Raw genomic sequence first — 23,028 nt, 5'->3', positions numbered from 1 at the left:
CGTCGGACGAGGCTTTGTCGTCGTCCCGGCCCCAGCGCGGATCATTGAGGTTGAACATGCCTTGGGCGCGATGCCTGAGCCGGCCTGGCAAGGTCGTCAAAGTCTGCAGCACGGGGTTCAGATTCATGGGATCAAACTCACTTTTTTTCATTACACCGACATTGTGCCTAATGAATTCGCCATATCAGGCAAGGTCCTCGGCAGTCTGGGGGATTTCCTCGGCCGGCGGGTTGGCCGCATAGCCGGCCAGCAAGGCCCGCAGAAGCGGCAGGCCCTCGCCTGTCTGGGCGCTCACGAACACCCGTTCAACGCTGCGGCTGGAGCCCTCAAACGCGTCCCTGAGTTCGAACATGTCCTGCAGGTGCAGGGGGAAGTTGTTCTTTTCAATGGCATCCAGCTTGTTGAACACCAATATTTGCGGCACATCGGCGGCGCCGATCTCCGAAAGCACGCGCTGCACCTGTTCGATCTGCTCAAGGTAGTCGGGGTTGGCACCGTCCACCACGTGCAGCAGCAGGTCGGCGTCGGCCGCCTCCTGCAGGGTCGCGGCGAAGGCGTCTATCAGGCCGTGCGGCAGGTCGCGGATAAAACCGACGGTGTCCGAGAGCGACACCGAACGCCCGGCATCGCCCAGGTAAAGCTGCCGCGTGGTGGTGTCCAGCGTGGCGAACAGCTGGTCGGCCGCATAGGCGCGCGCCTTGACCAGCGCGTTGAAGAGCGTGGACTTGCCCGCGTTGGTGTAACCCACCAGGGAAATCGTGAAGGAATTACGGCGCTCACGCTGCTTGCGCTGGGTCTGCCGCTGCTTCTTGACCTTGGCCAGGCGATCCTTGGTGCGTTTGATGGCGTCGCCGATCATGCGTTTGTCGAGCTCGATCTGCTTTTCACCGGGGCCGCCGCGCACGCCGGCGCCGCCGGTCTGCCGCTCCAGGTGGGACCAGCGCCGCACCAGGCGCGTGGACATGTATTGCAGCCGGGCCAACTCCACCTGCAGCTTGCCCTCGTGGCTGCGCGCGCGCTGGGCGAAAATTTCAAGGATCAGCAGGGTCCGGTCGTTGACCGGCATGTCCAGGTGGCGCTCCAGATTGCGCTGTTGCGCCGGGCTCAAGGACTGGTCGAACAGCACTTCGGTGGCGCCGGTGTCCAGCGCCATCAGCTTGATTTCGTCGGCCTTGCCGCTACCGATGAAGAGCGCGGCGTCGGGCGCTTTGCGCTTGCAGGTGACGCGCGCAACCGGCTGCAGGCCCGCTGTTTGCGCGAGCAAACCCAGTTCCTGCAGGCCAGCATCAAAGTTCGGGTACCCGAGATCCACCCCGACAAGAAGCACAAGGGGTTTCGGGTTCACCGGAGCATCGGACGAACTCAGCTGGCGGGGCTTTCTTCAGACTCGCTGGTCGCGAAATTCACCGCGCGGCCCGGAACGATGGTGGAGATCGCATGCTTGTAGACCATCTGGGTCACAGTGTTGCGAAGCAGGACCACGTATTGATCGAAGGATTCGATCTGGCCTTGCAATTTGATCCCGTTGACGAGATAGATGGATACAGGAACATGCTCGCGACGCAAGGTGTTGAGAAATGGATCCTGCAAGAGCTGGCCTTTGTTATTGCTCACGATATTTTCCGTGTTCAAAAGTTAATAGAACCTGACCTTACCACAGGGCGTGGGCCCGGCCATGTAGTCCTAGGCCGATTCCTTGTCCTTAAAGGGGTTGTGCGAGCTTTTCATCTGGATCCGCAGGGGCGTGCCGACCAGGTCGAACTCCTTGCGGAAGCGCCCTTCGAGGTAGCGTTTGTACGACTCGGTGACGTGCTCCAGCGAATTGCCGTGGATGATGATGATGGGCGGGTTCATGCCGCCTTGGTGGGCGTAACGCAGCTTGGGGCGGGACACGCCGGCGCGCTGGGGCTGCTGGAATTGCACCGCCTCGAGCAGCAGCCGGGTCAGCACCGGGGTGGACATCTTGCGGTTGGCCGAGGCATGGGCCTGCACGATGGACTTCCAGACCGGGCCCAGACCCTGGCGCTTGATGGCCGAAATCGGATGGATGGAGGCGAACTTGAGGAAGCCCAGCCGGGTTTCGATGGAACGCTCCAGCAGTTCGCGCTGGTAGGAGTCCACCGCATCCGATTTGTTGACGGCCAGGACCACCGAACGCCCGCTTTCCAGGATGTAGCCGGCGATGTGGGCATCCTGGTCGGTCACGCCCTGGGTGGCGTCCAGCAGCAAGAGCACCACATTGGCGTTTTCAATGGCCTGCAGGGTCTTGACGACGGAAAACTTCTCGATGGCCTCGAAAACCTTGCCTTTGCGGCGCAGCCCGGCGGTGTCGATGAGCTCAAACTTTTGCCCGGCGCGTTCGAAAGGCACCGAAATGGCGTCCCGGGTCGTGCCGGGCAGGTCGAAGGCCACCAGGCGCTCTTCGCCCAGCCAGGTGTTGATCAGCGTGGATTTCCCGACATTCGGGCGTCCGGCCACAGCCAGGCGGATGACGGAGGGATCCTGAGGCTCGGCTTCTTCTTCCGGGTCGGGCAGGTTGAGCGGCGCCAGCGCCATGTCGACCAGCGAACGCATGCCCTGGCCGTGCGAGGCGGAAACCGGCAGCACCTCGCCCAGGCCCAGCTCGAAGAACTCGGACAGCTGCACGCCTTCGGTCATGCCCTCGGCCTTGTTGGCCGTCAGCACCGTGGGCTTGCCCAGTTTGCGCAGGTATTTGGCGATGTCGTGGTCCTGCGCGCTGATGCCGGCGCGGGCATCGACCACAAACACCACCACGTCGGCCTCGGCGACCGCCTGCCGGGTCTGCTTGGCCATTTCCTTGTAGATGCCGGAGGCCGCGTCGGGCTCAAAGCCGCCGGTGTCGATCACGATGTATTCGTGGGGACCCAGCTTGCCGTTACCGTAATGACGATCCCGCGTCAGGCCGGCAAAGTCGGCCACGATCGCATCCCGCGTCTTGGTCAGCCGGTTGAAAAGCGTCGACTTGCCCACGTTGGGGCGGCCGACTAGCGCAATGACAGGTTTCATCAATCAGTTTCAGGCGGGGCCCAAGGCCCTTTATTGGGGCTGGAAGCCGTAAATGCCGCCGCCCTGGGTGACGGCAATCAGCGTATTGCCGACCAGCACGGGGGTGGCCGCGATGGCGGTGCCGTCGGTGGGCAGGCGGTTGAGCAGGGAGCCGTCTTCACGCGACAGCAGGTGCACAAAACCCGAGAAGTCGCCGATGGCGATGGAACGCCCCACCACCACCGGCGCGGTCAGGCTGCGGTAACGCAGGCGGTCCGTGGTCCAGGCACGTTCGCCGTCGGTGCGGCGCCAGGCAATCACGTTGCCGTCGGCTTCGGTGCCGAACACAAAGCGGTCGTCACCGTCCAGGCCCTGCACGCCGTTGGCGGGCTTGGTCCAGAGCAGGTTGCCGCGCGCGGCGTTGACGCAGCCGACGCTGGCCTGGAAAGCCCGCGCGCACACGACGTCGCCCTGCCGGCTGACGCGCCCGACCAGGTCGACCAGGCGTTCCACGTCATTGATGCCGCGCGGCGTCGCAATGGGAGCTTCCCAGCGGATGCTGCCGTTGGAAGGGTTCAGGCCGGCCAGGCGGCCGGCCAGGCCTACCACCAGGGTGTCGCCGACAGCCAGCATCACGCCGGACTGGCGCAGGATCAGGGGTTCGTTGGGGCGCTGCTGGGCCCAGAGCTTGCGCCCTGTCTGCCCGTCGAAGGCGGTAACCGAACGGTCCGCGGCCAGCACAAACACGCGCTCGCCGGCCACAAAAGGCGCGGTGAAAGCCTGGGCGCCCAGCTTCTGGCGCCACAGCTCGCGGCCGCCCTGCAAGGCGACGATTTCATTGGCTTTGGTCACCACGGCCACGACTTTGCCGTCATTGCCGGCGCCCGCGGCCAGCGGTGTGTTCAGCGCAAGGCGCCAGACATCGCGGCCGGTCTGGGCGTCCAGCAGGGCCACGGTGCCATCGCCGCTGGCCACCGCCACGCTGTTGCCGGAAACTCCGGTCTGCAACGGGAAATTCACCTGGCCGACGCGCGTGGTCCAGGTCTGTCGGGCGGCCACCAAGGCCGTCACGGGCTGGAGCTCAGCGGGCTGGGGCTTGGCAGGGCCGCTGCCGAACATCGAGCATCCGCCCAAGGCGGCCACCAGCAGGATGAGGGCCGGTGTGCGCACGGCCTGGGCCAGGGGCCGGAAAGACGAATGGATCATTTCTTCACCTCGGGATTCGATGCGGGGGTTTCGGATTTGGCCTTGGCTGCCGGGTCTACGCCCAGCGCGTTGAGTTTGACTTCCACGAGGCGGCGGTACTCGGCGCGCTCGTCGAGGTCTTTGTAGGCCTTTTCGTATTCCGCCCTGGCTTCGGCTTTTTTGCCCTGGGCGGCGAGGATGTCGCCGCGGCGGTCGGCGGCCAGCGCCGTGAAACCCTTGGGGAAAGCGCCCGAAACCTGCTGGAGCGCCTCGTCGTAGGCCTTCTTTTCGAGCAACAGGCCCGCCAGGCGCAGGCGCGCGATGGCCTGGTAACCCTCGTCGGAGGCTTTTTCGGCGACCCAGTTCAGGGCGGCACGCGAAGAGTCGACGTTGCCCTTGTCGTAATAAGCCCGGGCGGCCAGCAAACCGGCCTGCTGGGCATAAGCCGTGCTGCTGAAACGCTCTTTCATATCCGCCAGGGAGCGGTCGATCCGGGTCGCGTCGCCCGACTGCACGGAGCGCTCGACTTCTTCGTACATGACCGCGGCCTGCGCCGCCTTGGTGCGCTCCCAGTACTGGTAGCCGGTCCAGGCCGCGAAAACGCCCAGCACCACAATCAGCGTCCAGGTGATCCTGTCACCGTACTGCTTCCAGAAGTGCTTGAGTTCGTCAAGCTGTTCCTGTTCTTCCAAATCGAGATGTTTTGCCATAAAAGTCTTCTTGTGCGGCCCGGTGACGGCGCGGATTGAGTTGGGGTGATTGTAGAGGCCCGAGGACATGCGCCCGCCGGCGCGTCCCGGTGTTCAGCCGCGCAAGGTGTCGGCCCAGGCCGCCACATCGGCCAGCGGCTGGAGCACCTGGGCTTGCAAGGCCTGGTCTTTTTCGCCGCGCAGATGTTTGACGGCCACGTGGCCCTGGGCGAGCTCGTCCGCGCCGAAAATCAGCGCATAGCGCGCGCCGCTGGCGTCGGCCTTCTTGAACTGGGATTTCATGCTGCCCATGCCCTCCCCCGTGCCGCCGTGCATCTGCACCTTGATACCAGCGCCGCGCAGGGCTTCGCAGGCTGCCATGGCGGCGGGCAAGGCCTCGGCCGACGGCAGGATGGCGTAGGCGTCGGGCGCGTTTTCGGGCGGCAGCACGCCGACTGCTTCGAGCAGCAGCAGCATGCGCTCCACGCCCATGCCCCAGCCGACCGCCGGCGTCGGCTTGCCGCCCAACTGCTCAAACAGGCCGTCGTAGCGGCCGCCGCCGCAGACCGTGCCCTGCGAGCCGAGCTTGTCGGTGATCCATTCGAACACGGTGAGGTTGTAGTAGTCCATGCCGCGCACCAGGCGCGGGTTGATGCGGTAGGCCACGCCGGCGGCGTCAAGCACCGCGCGCACTGCGTTCAGGTGCGCGAGCGAGGCTTCGCCAAGGAAGTCCATCAGTTGCGGCGCCGCCTCGACGATAGCCTGCATGGCGGGATTCTTGGTGTCGAGGATGCGTAGCGGGTTGCTGTGCAGCCGGCGCCTTGCGTCCTCGTCCAGCACCTCGGCATGCGCCTCGAAGTGGGCGATAAGGGCGGCGCGGTGCGCCATGCGCTCGCCGGGCTGGCCCAGGCTGTTGAGTTCGAGCCGCACGTGCTCCATGGGAATGCCCAGGTCGCGCAGCAGCGCGCGGCACATCAGGATCTGCTCGGCATCCACGTCGGGCCCGGCAAAGCCCAGGGCTTCGACGTCGATCTGGTGGAACTGGCGGTAGCGCCCCTTCTGCGGCCGCTCGTGGCGGAACAGCGTCACCGCGGACCAGACCCGCATGGGTCCGTTGTACAGCGCGTTGTGCTCGACCATGGCGCGCACGATGCCGGCGGTGGCCTCGGGGCGCAGCGTGAGCTTGTCGCCGTTCATGGCGTCCACGAAGGAGTACATCTCTTTTTCGACGATGTCGGTGACCTCGCCGAGGCCGCGCACGAACAGCGCCGTCGGCTCGACGATGGGCGTGCGCACGTTGGCGTAGGCATAACGCGCCATCAGCGCGCGCACCTTGGCCTCGAACCATTCCCAGCGCGCCGATTCGGGCGGCAGGATGTCGTTCATGCCCTTGACGGCGGTGAGCTTTTCCGCCTTCGCCAAAGCGGGCTTCTCTGCCGTCGTGGCAGCTATTGTTTTTTCAACCATGGATGTCAGGCGGTTTCAGCGACAGCGTGCGCGCCAAAACGTTTTTCAATGTAGTTTTCAACGATGACCTGGAACTCTTGCGCGATGTTGTCGCCGCGCAGGGTCAGTTTTTTCTCGCCGTCGATGAACACCGGCGCGGCCGGTGCCTCGCCGGAGCCGGGCAGACTGATGCCGATGTCGGCATGCTTGCTTTCGCCCGGGCCGTTGACGATGCAACCCATCACGGCGACCTTGAGGCCTTCGACACCCGGGTACTGCTTGCGCCAGACGGGCATCTGGGCACGCAGGAAGTCGTCAATCTGCTTGGCCAGTTCCTGGAAGGTGGTGCTGGTGGTGCGGCCGCATCCCGGGCAGGCCGTCACGCTGGGGACAAATGTCCGCAGGCCCAGCGCCTGGAGGATTTCGGAGGCGATCACGACTTCCTGGGTGCGGGCTTCGCCCGGTTGCGGGGTCAGGGAGACGCGTATGGTGTCGCCCACGCCCTCCTGCAACAGGATAGCCAGCGCCGTGGCCGAGGCCACCGTGCCTTTGGTGCCCATGCCGGCTTCGGTCAGGCCCAGGTGCAGCGCGTGGTCGGTGCGCCGGGCCAGCTCGCGGTAGACCGAGATCAGGTCCTGCACGCCGCTGACTTTGCAGGACAGGATGATCTGATTGCGGGCCATGCCCATTTCCTCGGCGCGCTGGGCCGAGTCCACCGCGGAAGTGATCAAGGCCTCGTACATCACCTGGCGCGCGTCCCAGGGCACCGAGCGCTTGCTGTTTTCGTCCATCAGGCTGGCCAGCAATTCCTGGTCCAGGCTGCCCCAGTTCACGCCGATGCGCACGACCTTGTTCCAGCGCATGGCGACTTCGATCATCTGGCCGAACTGGCGGTCGCGCTTGTCGCCCTTGCCGACGTTGCCGGGATTGATGCGGTATTTGGACAAGGCCTGCGCGCAGTCCGGATAGTCGGTAAGCAGCCGATGGCCGTTGTAGTGGAAATCGCCGATCAGAGGCACGTCGACACCCATGCGGTCCAGCTGTTCGCGCACGTAAGGCACGGCCTGGGCGGCTTCCGGCGTGTTGACCGTGATGCGGACCATCTCGGAGCCCGCCAGTGCGAGTTCCTTGACCTGGATGGCGGTGCCTATGGCGTCCACTGTGTCGGTGTTGGTCATGGATTGCACGCGTACAGGCGCGTCGCCGCCCACGGTGACGATGCGCGAACCCCAGGCGACCTGCGCCTGGAGGGAGCGCCGCGCCTTGGGAAAGGCGGACTCGATGGGAAGGCAGGCCTGCAGCACTATTTCACCTCGAAGCGGGCAACGTTGTCCCTGGCGACCGCGTTCAGGTCAAAGGCCTGCCCGCGCACCTGCACCTGCGTAAGGTCGGCCTTGCCGACCACGGCGGCCAGCGGCAATACGCCGGACGCGCCGGCGACCTCACCGGCCGTCAGGGTGCGACGCAGCACGACCGTGCCCTTGGCGTCGGTCACTTCCACCCAGGACTCGCCTTTGGCGCGGAAAGTCACGATGCCCGCGGGCATTGCCTGCGAGGCGGCAGCCACAGGCGCCGGTGCGGCGGGTGCGACGACAGCCGGCGCGGGAGCGGCGACGGCGGCTGGCGGCGTGGGGCTGAGCACCGCCGGAGGCAGCGTCGAGAGGGACAAGGGAACCGTCGTCGAGACGCCGCCCGCACTGGCAGCGGCAACAGGCGGGTTGGCCTGTTCGGCCGGCTTGGCGATGTCGGCCAGGCCCGGGCCGGCGATGGCCACCGGCAGCGGCTTTCCGGCGTCGGCGCCCGGCGGCATGGTGGTGTCGGCGGCTTCCGTCTTGCTGCCGTCGTGCTTGACGGCCGGCAGGAAAATCAGGACCAGGGCGCCGAGTAGCAGGAGCAGCCCCGCCAGTACAGCCGGCCTGGAAACCTGGGTCCAGATCGACGGCCCAGGGCCCTCGCCCGGTGAGCGGAACGGGGCGTTGATGCCCGCGCCCTGGTAAGTCAGCTTGGGTGCGCTGGTCTGGGGCAAAAGGCCCAGCACCGGGGCGGCGTCGAGTTTCAGGGTGCGGCACACGCTGGAGGCCAGCGCGCGCACAAAAACGGCATCGGGCAGCAGGTCGAAGCGGTCTTGCTCCAGCGCTTCGAGTTTTTTCACGGGCACCTTGAGTGACACCGCCAGCGCGGCAATGTGCATACCCGCCGCCTCCCGGGCCTGGCGAAGCAGGCCGCCCGCCGTCGCATCTGGCGCCGGCATGCCGCTGTGGCTGAAACCGGCAGGCGCCGCCTCACCCCCGAACTGCCCCGCTGGTGTCAGGTCAAGCTCACTCATTGAAAGAGCCCTTTTCATAGGCAGCCGCTTCGCGGGACTGCGCAAACCGCTTTTTCAGCTGGTCGCCCAGTTGCACTACCGACTCCCGGTTGTTCAGCTTGCGCTCGGTCTTGATGCCCAGCCACAGGCTTTCGGCGTTGGCCAGGTCGCTGTTGTTGATGCGGCGGATGTAAAACTGGGCGCGTGTCAGTTCACCGCGCTCATACAAAAGATGGGCCAGGTTGTAGCCGGTCACGGGATTGCCCGCGTCCAGCTCGTAGGACTGCATGAGGCTTTGCTCGGCCTCAGCGCGCTGCCCGGCACGCATCTGGCAGACCCCTTGCGTCATCAGCGTCTTGGCTCTGCCGCCATAGGTGGGATTGGACATCGCCTGGCCGAAAAAGCGCATCGCGTCGGTGAAACGCGACTGCTGGCACATCAGCCAGCCGTAGTTGTGGGCCACGTCCGCGTCGCGCGGATTCAGCGCCAGCGCGCGGCGAAAGCTGTCCTCAGCCATTGGAATGTCGTTGAGGCGCATGTACACCAGGCCGCGCAGGTTGTAGGCATCGCCGAAGCTCGGGTCGGCCAATAGCGACTGCTTGATTTCATCGAGCGCCACATTGGTCTGGCCTTGTTCGAAGTAGCCCGAGGCCAGCTCAAGCCGCAGCCGCGCGCGCCGGCGCCCGTCGGGCTCGTCCGATTCGGTGACGATGTCGCTGCGGCCACCGGTGGCCCCGGCAGCGCCGGGGGCGCCCGGCTGGCCGGCGCATCCCGCCAGCATCACGACAAGCCAGCACACCGGCAACCAGATCACATTGGAGAGAAACCTCATACACCCATCCCCTTGGCCACAACGACTTTAATTCCCCCGAGCATACCTTGCCGCTGGGCGGCCATGCGCTGGTCCACACCCGTGCGGTCCTGCACATCGCCCGCGAGCTGCCCGCAGGCCGCGTCAATGTCATCTCCGCGGGTTTTGCGCACGGTGGTCACGATGCCCGCATCCATCAGGATTTTTGCAAATGCGCTGACTTGCGGCATGTCGGAACGCTTCAGGCCGGAGGCCGGGAACGGGTTGAAGGGAATCAGGTTGAATTTGCAGGACAGGCCGCGCGCCGCGTGGGCCTGGACCAGCGACACCAGCTGGCGCGCGTGTTCGGGCTGGTCGTTCACGCCATCGAGCATGCAATATTCGAAGGTGATGAAATCACGGGGCGCCGAGGCCTGGTAACGGGTGCAGGCCTCCAGCAATTCCGCAATGGGGTATTTTTTGTTCAACGGCACCAGGTTGTCGCGCAGCGCGTCTTCCGGCGCATGCAGCGAGACGGCCAGGGCCACCGGGCAGTCCTTGGCAAGCCGGTCAATCATGGGCACCACGCCCGAAGTGGACACCGTCACCCGGCGTCGCGACAGGCCGTAGCCGTGGTCGTCCAGCATGACCTTGAGCGCGGGAAGCAGCTGCGAGTAGTTTTGCAGAGGCTCGCCCATGCCCATCATGACGACGTTGGAAATCACCCGCTCCTCGCGGCCCAGGTGCTGGCGCAGGAAGTGTTCGGCAAACCACAGTTGGGAGATGATTTCCCCGGTGGTCAGGTTGCGGCTGAAGCCCTGATGGCCTGTCGAGCAGAAACGGCAGCCGACGGCGCAGCCGGCCTGCGAGGAAATACACAGGGTTCCGCGGTCGGTTTCGGGAATGAAAACGGTTTCAATGACATCGCCGGCGCCGACGTCGAACAGCCATTTGATGGTGCCGTCGGCGGAGTCGTGGCGGGAGACAACTTTGGGGCCCTCGATATGGGCCGACTCGGGGAGCTTTTCGCGCAGGGACTTCGCGAGGTCCGTCATCTGCGTGAAATCGGTCGCCCCCTTCTGGTGGATCCAGCGAAAGAGCTGCGTGGCGCGAAAGCGCTTTTCACCGAGCCGCTCGCAGAAGGCGGCCAAACCATCCAGATCAAAATCAAGAAGGTTGGCCGTCATCGCAGCAGGCAGCCGGCTGAACCGCCCCAAGCAAGCGACGGCCCTGGAAAGGGGTAGCAAGGCATGGGGTCGGACATGGTTTAACGCGAGTAGACGTTCATGCCGGGGAAAAAGAAGGCGATTTCCACCTTGGCGGTTTCCGCGGCATCGGAACCGTGCACGGCATTGGCGTCAATGCTGTCGGCGAAGTCGGCGCGAATGGTGCCGGCGGCGGCCTTCTTCGGGTCGGTGGCGCCCATCAGGTCGCGGTTTTTCAGGATGGCGCCTTCGCCTTCCAGCGCCTGGATCATCACCGGGCCGGAAATCATGAAGGAAACCAGGTCCTTGAAGAAAGGACGCTCTTTGTGCACGGCGTAGAAAGCCTCGGCTTCGCCTTGCGACAGGTGAGCCATACGGGCAGCCACGACCTTCAGGCCGGCGGCTTCAAAACGCGCGTAGATCTGGCCGATCACGTTTTTGGCCACTGCGTCGGGTTTGATGATGGAGAGAGTGCGTTCGATTGCCATGAGAGTTCCTTAACTTGAATTTTTTGGATTTTTAAATTATTCAAAAATTGAATAAAGCCCATGATTTTAACCTGTGGGCTCTGCGGTTCAGATCAACCCTGTGATCCGGAGTGCTTCTACAGAATGCTCAGCGGTTTCCGCCACGGTTTCCACCGCCGCGATTGCCGCCACCGCGGTTTCCACCACCACCGCCGCCGCCACGGCGCTGGCCGCCGGCATTGTTGCCGCCACCCATGCCCGAGCCGCCGCGGCGCTGTTGCCCCTGGCCCTGGCCCTGACGTTGCCGCGTGAAAGTGTCCGCGCCGATGTAACCAAACGAGGTTTTCATGGGATCGGGCTGGGCGCCACCGGGAAGCTTGTCGCCGCGATCGCCGCGGTCCCCGCGGTCGTCACGCCGTTTTTGCCCCTGCATGCCGTTGCCGGGAGGCGGCCCGCTGCGGGGACCGGGGCCGGCATTGCCGCCCTGCCCCCGGCTTTTTCCGCCACGGCGCCGGTTGCCACGCGGCGCGGAATCGTTGCGCGGAAGCGGCGGCTGTGAGTCATCGGGCTCCTGCTCGGCGCCGTCTTGCGGCGCGGCATTGGAGGCGTTCACATCGGCCGGCGGCGCCGCAAAGCGGTCACGCCCACCGCGCGGCCGCTCATTTCTGCGCGGGCCACGCCCCTGGCGCGCCTCGCCACCTTCGCCGCCGGGCGCACCCGCTTGCGGGCCTCCAGTGGCCGCGCGCGGGTCGGCGCGGGATTCGGAACGCGTCAGCGCACTGGTCAGGGCCCAGATGTCGCGCTCGTCGAGTTCGACAAACGCACCGCGCTTAAGGCCGCGCGGCAACACCATGGCGCCGTAGCGGATGCGGATCAGACGGCTGACGGCGTGGCCGACCGCCTCAAACATGCGCCGCACTTCGCGGTTTCGCCCCTCGGAGATGGTGACGCGGTACCAGCAATTGGCGCCCTCGCCGCCGCCGGCTTCGATGGAGCTGAACTGGGCCACACCGTCATCCAGGGTCACGCCTTCGAGCAGGCGTTTTTTCTCTTCATTGTTCAGGGCGCCCAGCACGCGGACCGCGTACTCGCGTTCCAGGCCGAAGCGCGGGTGCATCAGCTTGTTGGCCAGTTCACCGGAGCTGGTCAACAGCAGCAGGCCTTCGGTGTTCAGGTCGAGGCGACCCACCGACTGCCATTTACCCTGGAACAGCTTGGGCAGGCGCCGGAAAACCGTCGGGCGGTTCTGCGGGTCGTCGTGCGTGACGACTTCACCCGTGGGCTTGTGATAGGCGATCACGCGCGGCGGCGGCGGATCTATGCGCACCCGGATCGGCTTGCCGTTGACCTTGACCGTGTCGCCGAACTGGATGCGCTGCCCGATGTGGGCCGGCTCGGCATTGACCGAGATCCGCCCTTCGAGGATCAGTTGCTCCATCTCCAGGCGTGAGCCCAGGCCGGCCTGGGCCAGCACTTTGTGCAGCTTGGGGGTTTCGGGTTGTGGCGACAGCACGCGCTTGGGCGGCGCGAGGGCAACGTCTTCCTCGTCGGCGTCAAACTGCCCCGTCACCACGTCTTCGAACCGTATCGCCCCGACGGCGGGAGCGGCGTTGCGGCCCCGGGCGGGCCGCGGCGGCCGCACCGTGTCGGCTTGCGCCGGTGTGATCACCTCGGTAGCCTCCTGCACAAGCGGYTCCTGGGCCAGCGTCTTGGTCTGGTCTTCACCAGCGGGCACGTCCACGGGTTCGGAGGCGGGGGGATCTTGTTGGGTCATTTTTTACATTCGTGCGGGGAAATCGCCGTCGGCCTGGTCGGAAGGTTCGGAGTCACCGTCCTCGGTGGACGGCGAAAGCGGGGCCTCGGCGAGTGCCTCCGCGAGTTCGGGCGTGTCAGCCGTCTCAGCGCTGCCGGTTGATTCGGGGGATTCCGGGGAGTCCGCCGATGCAGGATGTTCGCTTACGTCAATAAGCTCTTCAGCGGGAGCGGCGTCCTGCGCGGCAAGTTCCAGCCCCTGCAATTGCGGCGCACCATCCACCAAGCCGGCCATGCCGAATTCGATCTGCTCGAGCATCGCGACCGGCGTGGAAGTGTTGCTGTCCATGACCGGAAGCTGGTCCAGCGACTCGACACCCAGGTCGTCGAGGAACTGCCGGGTGGTCGCGTACAGCGCGGGCCGTCCCACGGTCTCCCGGTGGCCTATGACCTCCACCCAACCGCGGTCTTCGAGCTGCTTGAGGATCATGCTGTTGATCGTCACGCCGCGAATGTCTTCCATGTCGCCGCGCGTCACGGGCTGGCGGTAGGCAATGATGGCCAGCGTTTCCAGCGTGGCCCGGCTGTAGCGCGGCGGTTTTTCAGGATGCAGCCGGTCCAGGTATTCGCGCATCTGGGGCCGGCTCTGAAAACGCCAGCCGGTCGCGACATGCACAAGTTCGACGCCTCGGCCCGACCAGTCGTTCTGCAACTCTTCAAGCACCAGCTTGAGGCTGTCGGCTGTCAGTACCCCGTTGAACAGGACACCCATTTCACGCAGTGGCAGCGGTTGCTGCGCGCAAATAAGTGCTGTTTCGAGGACGCGCTTTGCATCCGTCGTATTCATGATTGTGGTCGTTCCGAAAAAGGGCGGAAAAAAAGGCCGGGAAAACGTGGGTTCGGCGCTAGTTCGCGCATGCATCCATGCGCAATCTCCCGTCAGGAGCCATGGTGCAGGTAGCTGGAAACTACTGAATTTGATTGTATATCAGCCCCAAACCGTCCACGGCGGCCTGGAGGTCGGCGGGAAGCCCGGACCTGAACTCCATGGCCTCGCCGGTCACCGGGTGTTCAAAGGCCAGTCGGCAGGCGTGCAGGCCCTGGCGGCCCAGCCCAGCCGCGGGCGCCCCACCATAGAGTTCGTCGGACACCAGCGGATGACCGAGAAACGCCATATGGACCCGGATCTGGTGGGTGCGCCCCGTGTGCAGCTTGCACCGCACCAGGCAGTGCTTGCCGGCGGTTTGCAGCAGCGAGACGACCGTGGAGGCGGTCTTGCCGGCGTTTTTCTCCAGATCCACCACCGCCATGCGCAGCCGGTTGCGCGGGTCGCGGCCTATGGGGGCGTCGACCTGGCGGGTCTTTGCGCCCTGCCAGGCGCCGTGGGCCAGGGCCACATACTCCCGGCTTACGTCGCGGGCGGCGATCAGGCCGACCAACTGGTCCATCACGGTGCGCTGGCGGGCGACCACCATCAGGCCGCTGGTGTCCTTGTCGAGGCGGTGGACGATGCCGGCGCGCGGCAGGAACACGGCCTGCGGGTCATGCGCCAGCAGGCCGTTGAGCAGGGTCCCGCTCCAGTTGCCGGGCGCCGGGTGCACCACCAGCCCCGCGGGCTTGTTGATCACCATCAGGTGAGCGTCTTCAAACACGATGTCCAGCGCCATGGCCTCGGGCTTGAAGGCCTGGCTTTGCGGCGTGGGGCGCAGTTCGATCAGCAGCTCATCGCCGGCCTTGACTTTGGCCGAGGCCTTGGTCGCCGGAACACCGCCCAGTTTGACCACACCGGCTTCAATGAGTTGCTGGAGATAAGTGCGCGAGAACTCGGGCACAATGGCAGCCAAAGCGCGGTCAAGCCGGCTGCCGTGACTCTCCGCGGGAACCATCACCTGTCGCAATTCCATCTCGGCCGTGGTATCCCCCTCCTCCTGGGCTTCGTCCGGGACGTTTTCGGGCGCAGCAGCGGCCGATATAATTAATTTGCTTTGTTCTGAATCAGTCATCAAGAAGGTCGATTGCAATGTTTTCCACCAAATTATCGGTTGTTCCCAATGCAATGCCGCTTTTTGCAGCCGTTTGCGCACTGTCCTTCGTGATCGCCGGTTGCTCCAGCACACCCGCCCCTGACAAGACGGCCTCCTGGAGCCCCAACAAGATCTACGCCGAGGCCAAGGACGAAGCGAACTCGGGGGCCTACGACAAGGCCATTCCCCTGTACGAAAAACTCGAAGGCCGCGCGGCGGGCACGCCGCTGGCCCAGCAAGCCCAGCTCGAAAAAGCCTATGCCCAGTACAAAGGCGGCGAACAGCCCCAGGCCATCGCGACGCTGGACCGGTTCATGAAGCTGCACCCCGCCAGCCCTGCCTACGACTATGCGCTCTACCTCAAGGGCCTGGTGAACTTCAACGACAACCTGGGCATTTTTGGCTTCATCTCGCGCCAGGATCTCTCTGAACGCGACCAGAAAGCCGCCAAGGAATCGTTTGAATCATTCAGGGAACTGGTCACCCGTTTCCCCGAATCGAAGTACACCCCGGACGCCCGCCTGCGCATGAGTTACATCGTGAACTCGCTGGCGCAGTCCGAAGTGCACGTGGCGCGCTACTACTACTCGCGCGGCGCCTACGTGGCCGCCATCAATCGCGCGCAAAGTGCGATCGCCGACTATCGCGATGTGCCCGCCCTGGAAGAAGCCATCTACATCCTGTACAAATCCTACGATGCCCTGGGTATGGCCGAGCTGCGCGACGACACCCGCCGCATCATGGAGAAAAACTACCCCCAGAGCCACTTCATCACCAAGGGCTTCAAGTCTGTAGACAGTCCCTGGTACAAGTTCTGGTAAGCGCGTCCAGCCTGTCTGCCAGTTCCTGCTCTGATGCCAGGCGGCGCATGGGCGGCAGCGCCCTCAGCAGGCGCTTGCCATAGCCCATGGACGCCAGGCGGCTGTCACAGACTACCAGCACGCCTTCGTCACTCTCGCGGCGTATCAACCGGCCCGCGCCCTGCTTGAGCGCGACGGCCGCTTCGGGCAGAAAATAATCGTTGAACGCGCTGCGTCCCTGTGACTCCAGCAGTTTTGAGCGGGCTTCGGCCAGCGGATCGTTCGGCGGCGGGAACGGCAGCTTGTCGATGATGACCAGCTGCAGCGCGTCGCCGGGCACGTCAATGCCCTCCCAGAACGAAGCCGACGCCACCAGCACACAGCCCTTGCCGCCGTTGGCGTTGCCCTCGCGGAAGCGCTCGATCAGCACGCGCTTGGGCATGGCACCCTGCACCAGCACTTCCATGTCGGACGATTCCTGGAAAGCTTCCCTGAGCGCATCGCCGATGGTGCGCAAGGCCCGCAGCGTGGTGGTCAGCACCATGGTGCGGCCGCCCAGGCGTCGCGACCATCTGGCGGCGGATTCGGCCACCTTCACGGTGTGGGCGGGGTCGCCCGGTTTGGGAAAAGCCGGCGGCACATAGAGCGCCGCCTGGCGTTCATAGTCAAAAGGGCTGCCCACCCGCAAGATCTCGGCATCCTCCAGCCCGCAGGGCTGGGTGAACCAGCTGAGCTTGTCATCGTCGCCCAGGGTGGCTGAGGTGAATATCCAGGTTTTATCGGCGCCCGTCCCGCCGCCCAGCACCTTGCTCTTGACGGCCTTGGAAATATCCAGCGGGGACTCAACCAGCCGCAGCTGGGTGCCCACGTCGGCCCAACGCACACAGCCCGGTTCGCAAGCATGGACAAAGCGCCGGGCGCGTTCGGCCAGCTCGGCGGCGCGTTCATGCAAACGGACAAAATCGGGGGCGATCTCGCTGACGGTATCGAGGGCGGCGCAGGCCTGCTCGCAGGAAGCATGAACGGCTTGCAGCGCGCCGTTCCACTCGTCCGCATCCAGGCCTTCGGGGCATTCATCCACCCACCGGAGCTTGGTGCCGGGGTATTGCTTGCCGGCGCACAGCCGCAGCTCGCGCGCGGCATGCTCGACGGCGGACACGACCTCCTGCCAGTCGACCAGCCCGCGGGCCAGCTGCAGGCCGGTGGCCAGCATGTCCCTCGCGAAATCCAGCAGCTGTCCGGTCGTCAGGTTGGTGCCCAGGAACTGCACGCCGGTTTCGTTGAGCTGGTGCGCTTCATCGAAGATCGCGATGCGCACCGACGGCAGCAGTTCGGCCACACCGGACTCACGCACCGCCAGGTCGGCAAAAAACAGGTGATGGTTGATCACCACCACGTCGGCCGCCATGGCCTCCCTGCGGGCCAGGTTCACATGGCAGGCACGAAATCGCGGGCATGGGGCGCCCAGGCAGTTTTCACGCGTCGAAGTTACCAGCGGGATCATGGGGGAGCGTTCATCCAGCCCCGGCAGCTCGGCCAGGTCGCCGGTGCGTGTCACCTTGGACCACTCCTCGATCCTGGCCAGGGCGCGCACCGAGACGCCGTCGGGCAAATAAGCCTCCTGGCGAGCCATTTCCATGCGGTGCAGGCAAAGGTAGCTGGCCCGCCCCTTGAGCAAGGCCGTGCTTACGGGAAGCCCCAGCGCTTCGACCAGGCGCGGCAGGTCGCGGCCGAAGAGCTGGTCCTGCAAAGCCTTGGTCGCGGTCGACAGCAGCACGCGCTCGCCACTCAGCAGGGCCGGGACCAGGTAGGAAAAGGTTTTACCGACGCCGGTGCTGGCTTCGACCACCAGGGGATACGCCCCCTCGATGGCGCGTGCCACGGCCAGGGCCATCTCGGTCTGCCCAGCGCGCGGCCTGAAATGCTCGGCCGCCCGCGACAGCACGCCGCCGGGGGCAAAAGCCTCTTCGACTTCAAGCGCAAGCGTCATCAGGCGGGCTCGGGGGGATCCAGCGACAGCTCGAGTTGAGCGATCTGGTCACGCAGCTGCAGGCGCCGCTTTTTGAGGCGCCTGAGCAGCAGTTCGTCGATGGGCAAGGAGTGCGCCGCAATGTCCACCAGGGCATTGAGGTCCGCGTGCTCCATTTTCAGTTCGATCAGCTGCCGTTCCGGGGAATGTAAATTTAAGTCCAAGGTTTTTTATCCGTACGCGCTGCTTCGCTTGATAATACGTCGATTGCGACCATAAATCGAGCCTCGCGCCCGAACGACCACACAATGTCCAAAGGTTATCGAATCACTGCCTCCACCGGTATCCACAAAGGAGATCGGGACTACCAGCAAGACCAGGTCAACCTGTTCAGCCACTCGCGGATTCCCGGCTGCATGCTGGGCATCGTGGCCGATGGCATGGGAGGACGCAGCGGCGGGCGCAAGGCCTCCGACCAGGTCATGCTGACCGCCAAGCAGCTCTTTGACCGCTATGACCCCGCGACCGATGACGCCCCTGCGATGCTCAAGCAGATCGTCGAAGAGGCGCACATCGTGATCAAGCTCACCGCGATATCGGCCGAACAGGAGCCGCACAGCACGCTGGCGGCTTTCCTGATCAACCCGGGCGGCGACTGCCACTGGGTGCATACCGGCGATTCCCGTATCTACCACTACCAGGGCAGCAAACTGGTGCACCGGACGGTCGACCATTCCTACGTGCAGACGCTGGTCGACAAGGGCGAGATCACCGAGGACGAGGCCAATGTCCATCCCCAGTCCAATATCCTGATGGGCTGCCTTGGCACCGAAGACGCGCCGCCCATCACACACCACTTCATCCCCCAGTTGCGCCCCGAAGACGTGCTGCTGGCCTGCAGTGACGGCGTGTGGCACTACTTCAGCGCCAGCGAAATGGGCTCCGCCCTGTCCATGCTGTCGCCTCGTGAAGCCACCGAATTCCTGATCCAGAAAGCGCGTTCCCGCGCACGCGGCGGCGGCGACAACCTCTCACTGGTGATCGTCAAGCTCGAGCCATTGGCCCCTGAGCCCCCTGCCCGCCTAGTTGGGTAAAGGAAGGGACTTGGCCGGAGGCTTGGTCTGCTTCAGGCGGTCGCTTTCGTGCTGGGCCTTGCGCTCCTGCGCTTCCTTTTGGCGGTCACTCAGTTTCTTGGCTTCGGCGGCCGCCGTGGCCTGCTTGTCAGCCCTGCCCTGGGATTTATCCTGGCTTCCCTTTAACCGGGCGGCGCTGGCGTCGCTATTGCCCTGCTCACCGGCTTTGGCGGCAGCGCGGTCTTCATTCTTCTTCTTTTCCCGCTCCAGGCGCGACTGGTAATCCCCCGCGGCTTTGGCCCGCTGGTCCGCGGCTTCCTGCTGCTTCTCAGGTGAGGATTTTTCTTCGGTCTTGCGAACCTGCTCGGCGCCCCTGATGCGGCGCTCTTCATCGTTGAGCAGGATCTCCTGCCGGCGCAGGTCGCCCATTGCCTCGCGCCGCCGCTCGTTGATCTTGCCGAGGCAGCTGTTGACGGCGAATTTTTTATAGCACTCGACGTCCTCGGCCAGGAAACCCGCTTCGAGCCGCGCACGGTCCGCGTTGATTCTGGCGCGGTCGGCATCGATGCTGCGCGGCACTTCGGCGGGCGCGGCCGGCTGCTGCGCCGCGGATTGCGCGCCCGCAAGCACGCCCAGGGTGGCGATAAAGCATGCGACGGCGAATTTTTTCATGTGAGGGTCGTGTCCACGTTTCGGCGGTCAAGCGCCAGGAATTCCTTCGACTGCATTTCATTGAGCCGGGAGACGGTGCGGGGAAACTCGTGCACCAGCGGCCCCTCGGTGTACAACGCCTCCGGAGGCACTTCTGCCGACATGATGAGCTTGACCCGCCTGTCGTACAACACATCCACCAGCCAGGTAAAACGCCTCGCCTCGGAAGCCATCCGTAACGGCATGTAAGGCACATCACTCAAGAGCACGGTATGGAACTGGGTCGCGATCTCCAGGTAGTCGTTTTGCGAGCGCGGGCCGCCGCACAAGGTCTTGAAGTCGAACCACACCACCCCGCCTGCCTTGCGCCTGGCCTGGATCTGGCGGGCCTCGATCTGCAATACCGGGTTTTCATCCTGGGACTCCGCCAGCGCGTTGAAAGTTTCCGTCATTTCGGCATCGGCCTGGGGGCCCAGCGGCGTGTGGTAGAGCCTGGCCTGCTCCAGGGTGCGCCTGCGGTAGTCGGTGCCGTTGTCGACGCTGATGACTTCCAGGTTGGCCTTGAGCAGTTCGATGGCCGKCAGCACGCGGTCGCGATGCATGCCGTTCGGGTACAGCTCGTCCGGGTGAAAGTTGGAAGTGGTGACAAAACCTACGCCATTCTCGAACAGTGCCGACAGCAAGCGATGAAGAATCATGGCATCGGTGATGTCGGCCACGTGGAACTCGTCAAAGCAGATCAGGCGATAGCGTTTGGCCATGCGCCGGCCCAGTTCGTCCAGCGGGTTTGCCGTGCCCTGCAGGTCCTGCAGTTCGCGGTGCACCTCGCGCATGAATTCGTGAAAATGCAGCCGGACTTTCCGGCGCAGCGGAACAGCGCCGAAAAAACAGTCCATCAAAAAGCTTTTGCCGCGCCCGACGCCGCCGTACATGTACACGCCGCGCGGAATGTCGGGCCGGTTGATCAGCTTCTTGAAGGCGTTGGAGCGCTGTTCCTTGAACTCGGCCCATTCCGAGGCGCAGCGTTCCAGCGCCTCCACGGCGCGCAACTGCGCGGGGTCGCTTTGATAACCCCGCGCCGCCAGTTCAGCGTCGTACGCCGCGCGTACCGGTTGAGTCACGGACCCGTGCCCGGCCAGATCAGAAGTTCAGCGTGCGCTTGTCCACCGCCAGCGCGGCTTCCTTGGTCGCCTCACTCAGCGACGGGTGCGCGTGGCAGATGCGCGCGATGTCCTCGCTGCTGGCGCGGAACTCCATGGCGACCACGCATTCGGCGATCAACTCGCTGGCGAAAGGCCCGACGATGTGCACGCCCAGGATTTCATCGGTGGCGGCGTCGGCCAACATCTTGACCATGCCGGTGGTGTCGCCCAGCGCCCGCGCGCGGCCGTTGGCCATGAAGGGAAAGGTGCCGGCCTTGTAGGCGCGGCCGGCGGCCTTGAGCTGCTCTTCCGTCTGGCCCACCCATGCGATCTCGGGGTTGGTGTAGATCACCCAGGGAATGGTGTTGAAGTTGACGTGGCCGTGCTGGCCGGCGATGCGCTCGGCAACCGCAACGCCCTCTTCCTCGGCCTTGTGCGCCAGCATGGGGCCGCGCACCACGTCGCCGATGGCCCAGACGTTGGGCAGGTTGGTCTTGCATTGGTCATCAACCACCACCGCGCCGCGCTCGTCGAGCTTGAGGCCCACGGCTTCAGGCGACAGGCCGATGGTGTTGGCCACGCGGCCGATGGAGACGATCAGCTTCTCGACTTCCAGGGTTTGCGCCTGTCCCTTGGCATCGACATAGGCGACCGACACGCCCTTCTTGGCGGACTTGATCTCGCCAACCTTGACGCCGAGTTCGATCTTGAGCCCTTGCTTGGTGAAAGCCTTGTGGGCTTCCTTGGCGATCTGCTGGTCCACCGCGCCCAGGAAGGTCGGCAGGCCTTCGAGCACCGTCACCTCAGCGCCCAGACGGCGCCAGACCGAGCCCATTTCGAGGCCGATCACGCCGGAGCCGATCAGGCCCAGCTTCTTGGGCACCGAGCCTATGCGCAGCGCACCGTCGTTGGACAGGATGTTTTCCTCGTCGAACGGTGCACCCGGCAATGCGCGGGCATTGGAGCCCGTGGCCACGATGATGTGTTTGCCGGAAATGGTTTCTTCGGCGGCACTGGCGACCTTGACGTCATACAGGCCGTTTTTGGCGGCGGCAAAGGAACCGCGGCCGTGAAAGAAAGTCACCTTGTTTTTCTTGAACAGGTAGACGATGCCGTCGTTGTTCTGCTTGACGACGGTGTCCTTGCGGCCCAGCATCTTGGCGACGTCCAGGCTCAGGCCCTTGACCTCGATGCCGTGATCGGCGAAGTGGTGACCGGCCTGCTCGTAATGCTCGGAGGACTGCAGCAGCGCCTTGGAGGGAATGCAGCCCACGTTGGTGCAGGTGCCGCCCAGGGCGGGACCGCCCTTGGCGTTTTTCCATTCGTCGATACAGGCGACGTTAAAACCCAGCTGGGCGGCGCGAATGGCGGCAATGTAGCCGCCGGGGCCGCCGCCGATGACGATGACGTCGAATTGTTTAGACATGTTTTCTATTCCTTCTTGAGTTCAAACGCCCCCGCATGGAGGACGATTCCAAATACACCGGTGCTCGCCAGCAGGCTTTCCTGCTGGGGGCCATCGCGGCCAATTTTCACGGTCGTGCCGGGCGTGGTCCTGCAGACAAAAAGGTGCCTGGCATCGAGGCATTCAATCTGGCCGGCGGCATGCAGCGCGGCCCAGCCAAAACCCTCGTACTCTGCCGCAAGAAAGCGGCGCAGTTTCACGGTCTCGGTTGGGGTCCGAACATCGGCAATGCTCCAGCGAAGCAGGTCCGACTGGTATTCTTCAACCAGCTTCCCGGGGTCGGCATCCGGCGCTTTTGCCAGCACCACCCTGGTTCCCGCCTGGGAAACGCTGAGCCATTGCAGCCCGTAATGGCCGCTCCAGTTGTCGCCGGCCGGCGCCGCGGCCGCAGCCAGGCCCACACCCAAGGTGCAGGCCAGGCAGGCGACGAGGCGACGCATCGACGGCAGCCTTAGATGTCGAACAGCAGGCGTGCGGGGTCTTCCAGCGCYTCCTTCATGGCCACCAGGCCCAGCACGGCTTCGCGGCCGTCCACGATACGGTGGTCGTAGCTCATGGCGAGGTAGTTCATCGGGCGCACCACGATCTGGCCGTTTTCGACGACGGCGCGRTCCTTGGTGGCGTGCACGCCCAGGATSGCRGACTGMGGYGGGTTGATGATGGGGGTGGACAGCATGGAGCCGAACACACCGCCGTTGGAGATCGAGAAGGTGCCGCCGCTCATTTCTTCAATGCCCAGCTTGCCGTCGCGCGCCTTGGCGCCGTATTCGGCAATCTTCTTTTCGATGTCGGCAAAGCTCATCTGGTCGGCATTGCGCAGGATGGGCACCACCAGGCCGCGCGGCGAACCGACGGCGATACCGATGTCGAAATAGCCGTGGTAGACGATGTCGTTGCCGTCGACCGAGGCGTTGAGCACGGGGTATTTCTTCAGCGCATGCACCGCCGCCTTGACGAAGAAGCTCATGAAGCCGATCTTCACGCCGTGTTCTTTTTCGAACTTTTCCTGGAAGCGCTTGCGCATTTCCATGACCGGGGCCATGTTCACTTCATTGAAGG

The 23,028-nt window shown here is 64.6% G+C and carries 23 protein-coding genes; 2 read left to right on the top strand and 21 right to left on the bottom strand.

Features of this window, described 5'->3' with window-relative positions:
- Positions 1 to 184: 184 nt before the first annotated feature.
- The 14 genes from hflX to AC1D1Y_RS23435 all read right to left on the bottom strand — a co-directional run bounded on the left by hflX (position 185) and on the right by AC1D1Y_RS23435 (position 14,848).
- Positions 185 to 1,366 (bottom strand): GTPase HflX, encoded by a 1,182-nt coding sequence (gene hflX / locus AC1D1Y_RS23500; protein ID WP_477684468.1) that lies wholly within the window; start codon positions 1,364 to 1,366, stop codon positions 185 to 187.
- Entirely contained in the window at positions 1,363 to 1,614 is a 252-nt protein-coding gene (gene hfq, locus AC1D1Y_RS23495; protein ID WP_007871209.1) for an RNA chaperone Hfq, read from the bottom strand. The genes hflX and hfq overlap by 4 nt, the downstream gene beginning before the upstream one ends.
- 69 nt (positions 1,615 to 1,683) lie before the next feature.
- Positions 1,684 to 3,027 (bottom strand): ribosome biogenesis GTPase Der, encoded by a 1,344-nt coding sequence (gene der / locus AC1D1Y_RS23490; RefSeq protein WP_477684466.1) that lies wholly within the window; start codon positions 3,025 to 3,027, stop codon positions 1,684 to 1,686.
- A 30-nt stretch (positions 3,028 to 3,057) separates the two neighbouring features.
- A complete protein-coding gene (gene bamB / locus AC1D1Y_RS23485) occupies positions 3,058 to 4,212 on the bottom strand; it encodes an outer membrane protein assembly factor BamB (RefSeq protein ID WP_477684465.1) in 1,155 nt (384 codons plus the stop codon).
- Entirely contained in the window at positions 4,209 to 4,901 is a 693-nt protein-coding gene (locus tag AC1D1Y_RS23480; protein ID WP_477652086.1) for a YfgM family protein, read from the bottom strand. Before AC1D1Y_RS23480 ends, bamB begins: the two co-directional genes overlap by 4 nt.
- A 93-nt stretch (positions 4,902 to 4,994) precedes the next feature.
- Complete coding sequence (gene hisS / locus AC1D1Y_RS23475) at positions 4,995 to 6,347, bottom strand: histidine--tRNA ligase (RefSeq protein ID WP_477684464.1); 1,353 nt, start codon at positions 6,345 to 6,347, stop codon at positions 4,995 to 4,997.
- A 5-nt stretch (positions 6,348 to 6,352) separates the two neighbouring features.
- A complete protein-coding gene (gene ispG, locus AC1D1Y_RS23470) occupies positions 6,353 to 7,627 on the bottom strand; it encodes a flavodoxin-dependent (E)-4-hydroxy-3-methylbut-2-enyl-diphosphate synthase (protein ID WP_477684467.1) in 1,275 nt (424 codons plus the stop codon).
- A gap of 2 nt (positions 7,628 to 7,629) precedes the next feature.
- Positions 7,630 to 8,652, bottom strand: coding sequence for a helix-turn-helix domain-containing protein (locus tag AC1D1Y_RS23465; protein ID WP_477684463.1), 1,023 nt, complete (start codon positions 8,650 to 8,652; stop codon positions 7,630 to 7,632).
- Complete coding sequence (pilW, locus tag AC1D1Y_RS23460; RefSeq protein ID WP_477684462.1) at positions 8,645 to 9,463, bottom strand: type IV pilus biogenesis/stability protein PilW; 819 nt, start codon at positions 9,461 to 9,463, stop codon at positions 8,645 to 8,647. Before pilW ends, AC1D1Y_RS23465 begins: the two co-directional genes overlap by 8 nt.
- Complete coding sequence (gene rlmN / locus AC1D1Y_RS23455; protein ID WP_477675321.1) at positions 9,460 to 10,608, bottom strand: dual-specificity RNA methyltransferase RlmN; 1,149 nt, start codon at positions 10,606 to 10,608, stop codon at positions 9,460 to 9,462. Before rlmN ends, pilW begins: the two co-directional genes overlap by 4 nt.
- Positions 10,609 to 10,688: 80 nt before the next feature.
- Positions 10,689 to 11,114 carry a nucleoside-diphosphate kinase gene (gene ndk / locus AC1D1Y_RS23450; RefSeq protein WP_122956648.1) on the bottom strand — a complete coding sequence of 142 codons (426 nt, stop codon included), beginning with the start codon at positions 11,112 to 11,114 and terminating at the stop codon, positions 10,689 to 10,691.
- Positions 11,115 to 11,241: 127 nt separating this feature from the next.
- Positions 11,242 to 12,867 carry a pseudouridine synthase gene (locus AC1D1Y_RS23445; RefSeq protein WP_477684461.1) on the bottom strand — a complete coding sequence of 542 codons (1,626 nt, stop codon included), beginning with the start codon at positions 12,865 to 12,867 and terminating at the stop codon, positions 11,242 to 11,244.
- A gap of 3 nt (positions 12,868 to 12,870) precedes the next feature.
- Positions 12,871 to 13,692 (bottom strand): SMC-Scp complex subunit ScpB, encoded by an 822-nt coding sequence (scpB, locus tag AC1D1Y_RS23440; RefSeq protein ID WP_477684460.1) that lies wholly within the window; start codon positions 13,690 to 13,692, stop codon positions 12,871 to 12,873.
- 121 nt (positions 13,693 to 13,813) lie between these two features.
- Positions 13,814 to 14,848, bottom strand: a complete 1,035-nt coding sequence (locus AC1D1Y_RS23435; RefSeq protein WP_477684459.1) for an RluA family pseudouridine synthase — start codon at positions 14,846 to 14,848, stop codon at positions 13,814 to 13,816.
- A 17-nt stretch (positions 14,849 to 14,865) separates the two neighbouring features.
- On the opposite strand from AC1D1Y_RS23435, the gene AC1D1Y_RS23430 reads away from it, so the two are divergent.
- Complete coding sequence (locus tag AC1D1Y_RS23430; RefSeq protein WP_477684458.1) at positions 14,866 to 15,690, top strand: outer membrane protein assembly factor BamD; 825 nt, start codon at positions 14,866 to 14,868, stop codon at positions 15,688 to 15,690.
- Here the strand turns inward: AC1D1Y_RS23430 and AC1D1Y_RS23425 are convergent.
- The gene (locus AC1D1Y_RS23425) at positions 15,653 to 17,659 is read right to left on the bottom strand and encodes an ATP-dependent DNA helicase (RefSeq protein WP_477684457.1); all 2,007 of its coding nucleotides are present in this window, start codon (positions 17,657 to 17,659) and stop codon (positions 15,653 to 15,655) included. The two genes, AC1D1Y_RS23430 and AC1D1Y_RS23425, sit on opposite strands and share 38 nt — an antisense overlap.
- Positions 17,659 to 17,862: a DUF465 domain-containing protein gene (locus AC1D1Y_RS23420; RefSeq protein ID WP_092125858.1), complete on the bottom strand. Its 204-nt coding sequence runs from the start codon at positions 17,860 to 17,862 to the stop codon at positions 17,659 to 17,661. The genes AC1D1Y_RS23425 and AC1D1Y_RS23420 overlap by 1 nt, the downstream gene beginning before the upstream one ends.
- Positions 17,863 to 17,946: 84 nt before the next feature.
- Here AC1D1Y_RS23420 and AC1D1Y_RS23415 point away from each other — a divergent pair, with 84 nt between their 5' ends.
- Positions 17,947 to 18,732, top strand: a complete 786-nt coding sequence (locus tag AC1D1Y_RS23415) for a PP2C family protein-serine/threonine phosphatase (RefSeq protein WP_477684456.1) — start codon at positions 17,947 to 17,949, stop codon at positions 18,730 to 18,732.
- Here the strand turns inward: AC1D1Y_RS23415 and AC1D1Y_RS23410 are convergent.
- The 5 genes from AC1D1Y_RS23410 to AC1D1Y_RS23390 form a co-directional block, all read right to left on the bottom strand.
- Positions 18,721 to 19,383 carry a hypothetical protein gene (locus AC1D1Y_RS23410; RefSeq protein WP_477684455.1) on the bottom strand — a complete coding sequence of 221 codons (663 nt, stop codon included), beginning with the start codon at positions 19,381 to 19,383 and terminating at the stop codon, positions 18,721 to 18,723. The two genes, AC1D1Y_RS23415 and AC1D1Y_RS23410, sit on opposite strands and share 12 nt — an antisense overlap.
- A complete protein-coding gene (gene zapE, locus AC1D1Y_RS23405) occupies positions 19,380 to 20,483 on the bottom strand; it encodes a cell division protein ZapE (protein WP_477684454.1) in 1,104 nt (367 codons plus the stop codon). The genes AC1D1Y_RS23410 and zapE overlap by 4 nt, the downstream gene beginning before the upstream one ends.
- A gap of 19 nt (positions 20,484 to 20,502) precedes the next feature.
- On the bottom strand, positions 20,503 to 21,930 hold the full coding sequence (gene lpdA, locus AC1D1Y_RS23400) for a dihydrolipoyl dehydrogenase (protein WP_477684453.1): 1,428 nt from the start codon (positions 21,928 to 21,930) through the stop codon (positions 20,503 to 20,505).
- Between the two features lie 5 nt (positions 21,931 to 21,935).
- A complete protein-coding gene (locus AC1D1Y_RS23395; protein ID WP_477684452.1) occupies positions 21,936 to 22,409 on the bottom strand; it encodes a hypothetical protein in 474 nt (157 codons plus the stop codon).
- An 11-nt stretch (positions 22,410 to 22,420) separates the two neighbouring features.
- Positions 22,421 to 23,028 (bottom strand): 2-oxo acid dehydrogenase subunit E2 (locus tag AC1D1Y_RS23390; protein WP_477684451.1); only part of this gene is annotated, 608 nt, incomplete at its 5' end.

The sequence above is a fragment of the Polaromonas sp. P1_G1 genome (assembly GCF_056405595.1).
This window is presented reverse-complemented; position numbering and strand designations above follow the sequence as displayed.